The organism is Bradyrhizobium sp. AUGA SZCCT0169, assembly GCF_018130085.1.
In the GTDB taxonomy this organism is placed as follows: domain Bacteria; phylum Pseudomonadota; class Alphaproteobacteria; order Rhizobiales; family Xanthobacteraceae; genus Bradyrhizobium.
In genome coordinates, this window is record NZ_JAFCMC010000070.1 from 1 (window position 1) to 8484 (window position 8484).

Genomic DNA, 8484 nt, shown 5'->3' on the forward strand with positions numbered 1-8484 from the left:
GTGCTCGACAAGCTCGCCATCGACGGCGCCGGTGCAAGCACCGCCACTCGTGGCGGTGGCGCCGTGACGGCCGGTGCCCTGGCCGGCGCCACCAAGCTGAGCGTCGGCGACGGCACGGCCGCTTCGCTGTCGAACGCCTTCGCGGTAGGTGACACCCTCACCGTCAACGGCAAGACGCTGAGCTTCGTGGCCGCGAACACGATCGGCAACGATCCGAACCAGATCAAGATCGACAGCGACGTCACTGGCCTGCTGGCGAAGATCGACGGCCTGACCGGCTCGTCGACGGCCTCGACCATCACCGGCGGCGTGATCACGCTGAATACCGGCACGCTGAGCGACCTGACGCTGACCAGCAGCAACGCGGCAGCTCTCAGCGCGATCGGTCTGGCAGGCGGCGTGACGCAGGCCCGCACGGAAGTGCCGGGCGTGCTGGAAGGCAAGACCCTGAAGATCGGTGCGACGGGCGGCGGCACTGCCACCGACATCGTGTTCGGAACGGGTGCCGGCCGCGTCTCCTCGCTCAACGGGCTGAACGATGCTCTCGCCGCCAACAACCTGCAGGCCACTTTCGTGTCCGGCAAGCTGACGATCACCACGACGAACGAAGCGGCTTCGGCCACGATCGGTGCGATCACCGGTTCCGCGGTTGGCGCCGGCCAGGCGTTCGCTGCCGGCACCACGGCGCCGGCTCCGGTTGTTGACGCCGCGGCCAAGCTGACCCGCGACAACCTGGTCACCCAGTACAACAACATCATCAATCAGATCACCACCACCGCGCAGGATGCGTCGTTCAACGGCGTCAACCTGCTCGGCGGCGACACTCTGAAGCTGACCTTCAACGAAACCGGCAAGTCGACGCTGAGCATCCAGGGCGTCAACTTCAACCCGGCCGGCCTCGGCCTCGACGTCCTGACCACGGGCGCTTTCAAGGACAACGCTGCGATCAACGAGATCGTGACGTCCCTGAACGGCGCGTCCTCCACTCTGCGCTCGCAGGCTTCGGCCTTCGGTTCGAACCTGTCGATCGTGCAGATCCGTCAGGACTTCAACAAGAACCTGATCAACGTGCTGCAGACCGGCTCGTCGAACCTGACGCTGGCCGACACCAACGAGGAAGCGGCGAACAGCCAGGCGCTGTCGACCCGCCAGTCGATCGCGGTGTCCGCGCTGGCGCTGGCCAACCAGAGCCAGCAGAGCGTGCTCCAGCTGCTCCGCTAAGTTCGGCTGCGAAGACAACGATCAAGGCGGCGGGGGAAACCCCGTCGCCACCATCGATCCCAAATTCCTGAATGCCGGATGGCGGCGTGTTTGCCGCGTATCTTCTCGAGAGATGTTTCGCAAACGTCGCGGGCGATTACGCTCGCGAGGTCTTCGAGCTGGAGACAATTGTGCCGCTACGCGTCGAATTGAAGCCATTTGAGCGGATCGTGATCGGCGAAACCGTTCTCATCAATTCCGGTACCCGTACGTCGTTCCTGGTCGACGGCGAGGCGCCGATACTTCGCGAGCGCGACACCGTCACCGCCGAGACCGCCAATACGCCGGCCAAGCGGCTCTATCTCTGCGTCCAGACCATGTATCTGAAGAGCGATATTCCGAAATACCTGCCTGCATATCAGGGCTTCCTGCGCGATCTGCGCAACAGCAGTCCCGGCGATCGCCTGGCGATCGATGCCATTAGCGCGCACGTTTCGAGCGGCGCGCTCTACAAGGCGCTCAAGGAAATTCGCAAACTGATGAAGCGCGAAGACGCCTTGCTGGCCGCTTGATCCGCGTCGGTTTTGCCGCGCGACGCAAGATGCGTCCGTTTGCTCATCGAAGAAATCATCAGTCAAATTTTTTGCGAAAATCTCGGCTCGGATTTTGAAGCGTCGGCTAACGGCGTTGGCCGACGCCATCGCGCTATCTGCGCCGCATTTTACGACAATTTATTGGGGTTATCCGTAGTTGCACGGACACTGAAATTAACGTGGTCGTGAAATCCAAAAGGGTATGCCTGACAGACGACCGTTGCATCGATAGTTGAGGGGCAGGCTCTGATGGATGATCTTTTGCGGGAATTCCTGACAGAGACCAACGAGAGCCTGGATACGGTCGACAATCAGTTGGTGCGGTTCGAGCAGGACCCGAACAACGCGAAGATTCTGGATAACATCTTTCGCCTGGTGCACACGATCAAGGGTACCTGCGGCTTCCTCGGCCTGCCGAGGCTGGAAGCGCTGGCCCATGCCGGCGAGACCCTGATGGGCAAATTCCGCGACGGCATGCCGGTCACCGCCGGCGCCGTCACGCTGATCCTGTCCTCGATCGATCGCATCAAGGAAATCCTCGCAGGTCTCGAAGCCACCGAGAACGAGCCGGAAGGCAGCGACGAGGACCTGATCGAGAAGCTGCATCTGTTGGCGGAAGGCGGGGCGCACGATGCGCCGGCGGAAGCCATTGCCGAACCCGCCCCCATGATCGCTTCGCCCCCGGTTCAGCCCCAGGCTCCCAAGGAGACGCAAGTGGCTCACGGCACGCTGGTGGATCAGGTGCTGGAACGGCCGCTGCGTCCCGGCGAAGTCTCGCTCGATGAACTCGAGCGCGCCTTCCGCGAGACCGAAATCGAACTAGCTCCCGCGCCCGTCGCCAAGGCCGCAGTGTCGGCTCCGGCGCCGGAAGCCGCCCCGGCGAAGGTGGAAGCCAAAGCCAAGCCGGCCCGCAAGGCGGCCGCCGCCGCCGATGTCGGTGACGTCCAGGAGGCCGACAAGATCGCCAACCAGTCGATCCGCGTCAACGTGGACACGCTGGAACATCTGATGACCATGGTCTCCGAGCTGGTGCTGACCCGCAACCAGCTGTTGGAGATCTCCCGCCGCAACGAGGACACCGAGTTCAAGGTGCCGCTGCAGCGCCTCTCCAACGTCACCGCCGAACTGCAGGAAGGCGTCATGAAGACGCGGATGCAGCCGATCGGCAATGCCTGGCAGAAGCTGCCAAGGATCGTCCGCGACCTAAGCGGCGAACTCGGCAAGCAGATCGAACTCGAGATGCACGGCGCCGACACCGAACTTGATCGTCAAGTTCTCGACCTGATCAAGGACCCGCTCACCCATATGGTGCGCAACTCCGCCGATCATGGCCTCGAGACCCCGGCCGAGCGGGCCGCCTCCGGCAAGCCCGAGCAGGGCACCATTCGCCTCTCGGCCTATCACGAGGGCGGCCACATCATCATCTGCATCGCCGACAATGGCCGCGGGCTGAACACCGAGCGGATCAAGGCCAAGGCACTGCAGAACGGGCTCGTCTCCGAGGCCGAACTGGAGAAGATGACCGAAGCCCAGATCCACAAGTTCATCTTCGCGCCGGGCTTCTCCACCGCCGCCACCGTCACTAGCGTCTCCGGCCGCGGCGTCGGCATGGACGTGGTGCGCACCAATATCGACCAGATCGGCGGCACCATCGACATCAAGTCGGTGGCCGGCGAGGGCTCAAGCGTCACCATCAAGATCCCGCTGACGCTCGCCATCGTCTCGGCCCTGATCGTGGAAGCCGGCGGTGACCGCTTTGCGATACCCCAATTGTCTGTGGTCGAGCTGGTCCGCGCCCGCGCCAATTCCGAACACCGCATCGAGCGCATCAAGGACACCGCGGTCTTGCGGCTGCGCAACAAGCTGCTGCCGCTGATGCACCTGAAGAAGCTGCTCAAGATCGACGACGGTTCCTCCTCCGACCCCGAGAACGGTTTCATCGTGGTCACGCAAGTCGGCAGCCAGACCTTCGGCATCGTGGTCGACGGCGTGTTCCACACCGAAGAAATCGTGGTCAAGCCGATGTCGACCAAGTTGCGTCACATCGACATGTTCTCCGGCAACACCATCCTGGGCGATGGCGCCGTGATCATGATCATCGACCCCAACGGCTTTGCCAAGGCGCTCGGCGCCGCCGGCTCCTCTACCCAGGGGATGGCGGACGAGAACGCGGCGGCCCATGCCAACACCGGCGAACAGCTGACCTCGCTCTTGGTGTTCCGCGCCGGCTCGACCCAGCCCAAGGCGGTGCCGCTCGGCCTCGTCACCCGGCTGGAGGAGATCGCCACCGACAAGATCGAACTCAGTAACGGCCGCTACATGGTGCAGTACCGCGAGCAGCTGATGCCGCTGGTGCAGATGAACGGGGTCAACGTCCAAACCTCGGGCGCGCAGCCGATCCTGGTGTTCGCCGACGACGGCCGCTCGATGGGGCTGGTGGTCGACGAGATCATCGACATCGTCGAGGAGCGGCTGCACATCGAGGTCGCCGGTTCCAGCGAAGGCATTCTGGGTTCGGCCGTGATCAAGGGCCAGGCCACCGAAGTGATCGACGTCGGCCATTTCCTGCCCATGGCGTTTGCCGACTGGTTCTCCCGCAAGGAGATGCGCCCCTCGGTATCGGCGCAATCGGTGCTCTTGGTCGACGACTCAGCCTTCTTCCGCAACATGCTGGCGCCGGTGCTCAAAGCCGCCGGCTACCGGGTGCGGGTCGCCCCCAATGCGCAGGAAGGCCTCACCGCGCTGCGCTCGGGCCAGACTTTTGATGTGGTGCTGACCGACATCGAGATGCCCGACATGAACGGGTTCGAGTTTGCCGAGACGATCCGGGCCGACCAGCACTTAAGTGCGATGCCGATCATCGCGCTGTCCTCGATGGTCTCGCCGGCGGCGATCGAGCGCGGCCGGCAGGCCGGCTTCCACGATTACGTCGCCAAGTTCGACCGTCCCGGCCTGATCGCGGCGCTGAAGGAACAGACCGCCGGCGAGACCAGGCGCGCGGCATAAGGCCAAAGGCAAGACATCATGACAACCAAGACCGACACCATCGAGGGCACCGTGGTCGAATACGTCACCGCATTGATCGGCGGGCAATTGTTCGGCCTGCCGATCTCCCGCGTCCAGGACGTGTTCATGCCGGAACGGCTGACCCGCGTTCCCCTGTCCTCGGCCGAGATCGCCGGCGTGCTCAACCTGCGCGGCCGCATCGTCACGGTCGTCGACATGCGCGCCCGGCTCGGGCTGCCCAAAAACGACGACGGCAAGCCGCCGATGGCGGTTGGCGTCGACCTGCGCGGCGAGTCCTACGGCCTCTTGATCGACCAGATCGGCGAGGTGCTCCGGCTGCCGGACGACAGCCGCGAGGAAAACCCCGTCAATCTCGATCCCCGCATGGCCAAGCTCGCCGGCGGCGTCCACCGCCTCGACGGCCAGCTCATGGTCGTCCTCGATGTCGATCGCGTCCTCGAAATCGTGCCCACCACACTCGCAGCATAGAACGATCGGCATAAGGAGGTCGAAAAATGAAAACATGTCTTGTCGTCGATGATTCCGGTGTCGTGCGTAAGATCGCGCGCCGCATCCTGGAAGAGATGGGCTTTGAGATCACCGAGGCTGAGGACGGCGAGAAGGCGCTCGAAGTCTGCAAGCGCGCGATGCCGGATGCCGTCCTGCTCGACTGGAACATGCCCGTGATGGACGGTTATGAATTCCTCGGCCATCTGCGCCGACTGCCCGGCGGCGATGCGCCCAAGGTGGTGTTCTGCACCACCGAAAACGGCATGGACCATATCTCGCGTGCGCTGCATGCCGGCGCCAACGAGTACATCATGAAGCCGTTCGACAAGGACATCGTCGCCGACAAGTTCAAGGAAGTCGGCTTGATCGAAGTCACCGAACCGACACCCGTCTAAATCCTTTTCCGCTTGCCGTTGAGAGGCCACCCGTGACCCCGCCAGACTATGAGTATCTGCGTAAGCTCTTGAAGGATCATTCCGGTCTCGACCTGTCCGCAGACAAGCAGTACCTGATCGAAAGCCGCCTGCTGCCGCTGTCGCGCAAATGCGGCCTCGCCGGCATCAGCGAACTCGTGCAGAAAATGAAGGGCGGGGCGCCAGCGATTGTCGCCCAGGTGGTCGAAGCCATGACCACCAACGAGACCTTCTTTTTCCGTGACAAGGTGCCGTTCGATCATTTCCGCGATTCGATCATGCCCGAGGTGCTGAAGGCACGCGCGGCCCGCAAGAGCATCCGGATCTGGTGCGCCGCCGGTTCGACCGGTCAGGAGCCGTATTCGCTGGCCATGTCGCTGAAGGAAATGAGCGCGGCCCTCGCCGGATGGCGGATCGAGATCATCGCGACCGATCTCTCCCAGGAAGTGCTCGAGAAATCCAAGGCCGGCATCTACAGTCAGTTCGAGGTCCAGCGCGGCCTGCCGATCCAGATGCTGGTCAAATATTTCAAGCAGAACGGCGAGCTCTGGCAGATCAATGCCGACATCCGCGCCATGGTGCAGCACCGGCAACTCAACCTGCTGCACGATTTTTCGCAGCTCGGGATGTTCGACATCATCTTCTGCCGCAACGTTCTGATCTATTTCGACCAGGACACCAAGATCAACATCTTCGGCCGCCTTGCCAAGTCGATGGAAGCGGACGGCTTCCTGGTGTTGGGCGCGGCGGAGACGGTGGTAGGCTTGACCGATGTCTTCAAGCCATTTCCGGACAAGCGTGGGCTCTATCGGCCGAACGCAGCGCGGGCGGCAACGGCAGCGATGCCGAAAATCGCGGCAATGGCGGGGCGTTGAGGAATGTCCGAAGAGAACAAGGCAGCCGAGCGCGTCACGTTCAGCCGGGGGTACGACGTCTGCATCATGGCGATTGACGGAACCTGGCGCCGGGATTGCCAACTCAACTCGATCTCCGATAGCGACGCCACGTTGACCGTGGAAGGCTCCATTCAAGGTCTCAACCTCAAGGAGTTCTTTCTGCTGCTGTCGTCGACCGGGCTCGCCTATCGCCGCTGCGAACTGGTCCGCGTCAACGGCACGGACATGGACATTCACTTCCTGCGCGGCAAGAACGGCAAGAAGCGGCCGGGCGCGGCGTCGAAGTCCGATGAGATGATGTCCTGAGCGTCTAGCTTCCGCACCGAACCGCCGGTCAGGCGGTGAAATCACCGATTGCCGAAAAGTCGGGGCAACATCCGGCACGGGATGGCGGCAAACGCCCGCCGGCACAGGCTGGCCGGTTCGATGTCCTCTATTTCAGATGGCCGTTATTGGGCTGCTGCGGCACGGCGCCGCTGTTCGCTTACGCGCTGAGAACCGAAAGCGCCGGCGAACTCCAGACATAATCGCTGGCGACCTGCTCCGGTGTATTGGACGGTGTCATGGGGTCTAGCAGCGAGTGGAGAGCGATGGCAAGATTGGCGTCACAGGCCTTCAACGCCGCGGTCGCCCTGACATAGGGCGGCGTCACATCATCCAGCACAACGATATCGGTGGAGATGTCCTGGCTGCCGGACGCGGTTTCGCGGGCGATCTCCCGTTCGATCAGCCTCAGGCTCGCCTGGACATGCTCAATCAGGGATATGACATCGGACACCACCGAGCGGTACGCGTTACTTCGGTCGTCAGGTTCGATCGCGATGCCGCCGCCTTGGGGGTTCATAGCTGCACTCCTCGGACTACTTTTTAGGGGCGCGTTGCTACTTGTGCGTTAAGCCAACGTCCCGTACAAATACGGGGGCGTTTTGATGCGGTATGGAGTTGAGTACCGATATCGAGTGCGCGTCACGTTTCACCATGCATGGAAGATGAAACATGGCTGAGAAAGCCCACTCCCGCGGGGAGATCTTTGTAGTCGACGACGACCCCGCCGTTCGCGACACGCTTTCCATGGTGCTGTCGGCGGGCGGTTATCAGGTCATCTGTTTCGCCGACGGCGCCGCATTGCTGGCCGTTGCAAGAACCCGGACGCCGTCCTGCATCCTGCTCGACGTGCATATCCCCGGCAAGTCGGGCCTCGACATCCTGAAGGAACTGCACGGCGAGGACTATCCTGCGCCGATCTTCATGATCTCCGGGCAAGGCGACATCTCGATGGCCGTCAACGCCATCAAGAGCGGCGCGCTGGACTTCATTGAAAAGCCGTTCCGTGGCAGCGAGATCGTCGCACGGCTCGACGAGGCGATCGAGGCCTATGCGCGCCGGCAGGCGGAAAACAACTCCGCGTCCCGGATCGCGACGCTGCATTTTCCCGGGCGCGAACCGCTCACCCGCCGCGAACGCGAGGTGCTCGAGCAGTTCACCGCCGGCGCGTCCAACAAGGAAGCGGGCAGGCATCTCGGGATCAGCCCGCGGACCATCGAGGATCATCGCGCCAACATCATGAAGAAACTCGGGGCACGCAACGCCGCCGACCTGGTCCGGATCGTGATGACCACGTCGCGTCAGGCGTGAGTGGACGGCGACGGCGCAGCTTTCGCGAGAATTCGCGGCAGCTGTAGGCCGCTAGCGCGTTTTCCAGCGAAGTGGACACCGGTTCGCGTCAAGAAAACGCGTATAATCTAGAAATCTAGTGTTCTGTTCCGATTTAATCGGAACGGAAAAGGCTCTAAAGCGGGATGGAGTTAGGTTGAATCGATTTGGGATTCCCAAATCAGTAGGTTTCTGATTCACCATGCTGGCTGG

9 protein-coding genes are annotated in these 8484 nt (G+C 62.6%); 8 read left to right on the forward strand and 1 reads right to left on the reverse strand.

Going from position 1 to position 8484, the window contains the following annotated elements:
* The 7 genes from JQ609_RS34750 to JQ609_RS34780 form a co-directional block, all read left to right on the forward strand.
* Positions 1-1221, forward strand: a 1221-nt coding sequence (locus JQ609_RS34750; RefSeq protein ID WP_212277135.1) for a flagellin, incomplete at its 5' end; no start/stop codon positions are given.
* Positions 1222-1391: 170 nt separating this feature from the next.
* Positions 1392-1772, forward strand: a complete 381-nt coding sequence (gene flbT, locus JQ609_RS34755; protein WP_212277136.1) for a flagellar biosynthesis repressor FlbT — start codon at positions 1392-1394, stop codon at positions 1770-1772.
* A 270-nt stretch (positions 1773-2042) separates the two neighbouring features.
* The gene (locus JQ609_RS34760) at positions 2043-4799 is read left to right on the forward strand and encodes a hybrid sensor histidine kinase/response regulator (RefSeq protein ID WP_212277137.1); all 2757 of its coding nucleotides are present in this window, start codon (positions 2043-2045) and stop codon (positions 4797-4799) included.
* Positions 4800-4817: 18 nt separating this feature from the next.
* A complete protein-coding gene (locus JQ609_RS34765; RefSeq protein ID WP_192735704.1) occupies positions 4818-5288 on the forward strand; it encodes a chemotaxis protein CheW in 471 nt (156 codons plus the stop codon).
* A gap of 26 nt (positions 5289-5314) precedes the next feature.
* Positions 5315-5704 (forward strand): response regulator, encoded by a 390-nt coding sequence (locus JQ609_RS34770; RefSeq protein ID WP_212214454.1) that lies wholly within the window; start codon positions 5315-5317, stop codon positions 5702-5704.
* Between the two features lie 32 nt (positions 5705-5736).
* Entirely contained in the window at positions 5737-6597 is an 861-nt protein-coding gene (locus JQ609_RS34775; RefSeq protein WP_212277138.1) for a protein-glutamate O-methyltransferase CheR, read from the forward strand.
* 3 nt (positions 6598-6600) lie between these two features.
* Positions 6601-6924 (forward strand): PilZ domain-containing protein, encoded by a 324-nt coding sequence (locus JQ609_RS34780; RefSeq protein ID WP_212214472.1) that lies wholly within the window; start codon positions 6601-6603, stop codon positions 6922-6924.
* Between the two features lie 178 nt (positions 6925-7102).
* Here the strand turns inward: JQ609_RS34780 and JQ609_RS34785 are convergent, their stop codons facing one another.
* Complete coding sequence (locus JQ609_RS34785; protein WP_212277139.1) at positions 7103-7462, reverse strand: hypothetical protein; 360 nt, start codon at positions 7460-7462, stop codon at positions 7103-7105.
* 152 nt (positions 7463-7614) lie between these two features.
* Between JQ609_RS34785 and JQ609_RS34790 the strand changes: the two genes are divergently transcribed.
* On the forward strand, positions 7615-8253 hold the full coding sequence (locus JQ609_RS34790; RefSeq protein WP_212001077.1) for a response regulator transcription factor: 639 nt from the start codon (positions 7615-7617) through the stop codon (positions 8251-8253).
* The last annotated feature ends 231 nt before the right edge of the window (positions 8254-8484 follow it).